Raw genomic sequence first — 1,286 nt, 5'->3', positions numbered from 1 at the left:
AAGAAGTGGCCATATCTGCTGGAGCACATGCACGGCGATCTCCAGAGGGCCCGCGAGTTTGTCAGCCAGCTGGAGCAGAAGATAGCAGGCGCTATTCATATGTGGATCCACAATGTGTCTGGGAGAAGCTTGTTGTGCAGAGATCACGTCTGCGCTCTTGAGGTGGCGCAGGCCGTGGCAACTGCTTTAGGCAAGCCGATACATATGCTGATCCTCCTAGACGAATATCCGCTAGAAGCGCTGGCAAAAGACGACAAGCTGGCGAAAGACACAGAAATTATGTTGAAGAGGCTTGCCGAGATACCGGGACTGGTAGTCCACATCGTTGTAACCTCCCACTACAACATGGATCTGGCGGTGCTTGTAAACAGAATTGGGCGCGGCGCAGTCGAGAAGTATCACTCCATCAAGGCGTTTGATAGAATATCTCTGGCTCCGGGGTTTGAAAAAGACGCCGAAGAATTTGTCAAAAGACTTGCATGTGATCAACTCGATCGCTTCGCAACCCACGCCAGTATCGAGATGCTGAAAAACGGCTACGTCTTTAGACACATCATGGCGTTTGTCTTGGGAGCGGTTAAAGGGGCGAAGAAGCGCATTGTGGATAACCAAATCGAGAGGGATTTACACGATGCCGTGATCAACACGCTCAAACTCGCCGTAAAATGGAAGCCGTACCATGGCCCGAGTGTGCCTGACGTCTACACTGAAGATGGGACGTGTATAGAAGTGAAGGTAAGAGCCACCGCCAAGGATGTCAACCCGCTTCAACATGCTGACTGCGGCAAAACAATCTTCTTAACGGTATCTCCCCAGACAGTTGGCGTAAAGAATGAAATCAACATAAAAACAGACGTCCACCAACTCGTCGGAGGGCTTGCGGAGCTCAAGACGCATGGCGGGGATATCATATACCGTGGAGTTCTCAATATTATTGCAAAAGTTGTGGCGGCAGAAGCTCTGCAGAGAATTGGGGTAAAGACCCATGAATCCGCACAGCCCGCGTTCTGCGAAAAGCTTAAACAGCTCTTCGCAGAGAAGCCTAGGCCGTCTAGGAGCGAGCTTATGAAATCCGCAGTCTTCAGAGCAATCATAAGAGACGTACTACCTGATGTTGATGGGTGTGTGAAAAGTGGTAGAGCGGAATGCGTCGATCTTTTTGCCAAGAGGACGCAGGAGATGTACGGCAAAGCGGCTGTGCGCGTAAGAGCCTCTACTGTTGAGTTGGGAGATCTCTGCAAAGAGGCTAAGGTAGCATGACGCCCTACTACTGCGCTTCGCGCGAC

Annotated in this window: 1 protein-coding gene; it reads left to right on the top strand. The window is 51.2% G+C overall.

Annotated elements, in window-relative coordinates:
- Positions 1-1,260, top strand: a 1,260-nt coding sequence (locus ACP5J3_RS14720) for a hypothetical protein (protein WP_428496365.1), incomplete at its 5' end; no start/stop codon positions are given.
- Positions 1,261-1,286: the final 26 nt, after the last annotated feature.

The sequence above is a fragment of the Pyrobaculum sp. genome (genome assembly GCF_049971835.1).
In the GTDB taxonomy this organism is placed as follows: Archaea; Thermoproteota; Thermoprotei; order Thermoproteales; family Thermoproteaceae; genus Pyrobaculum.
This window is presented reverse-complemented; position numbering and strand designations above follow the sequence as displayed.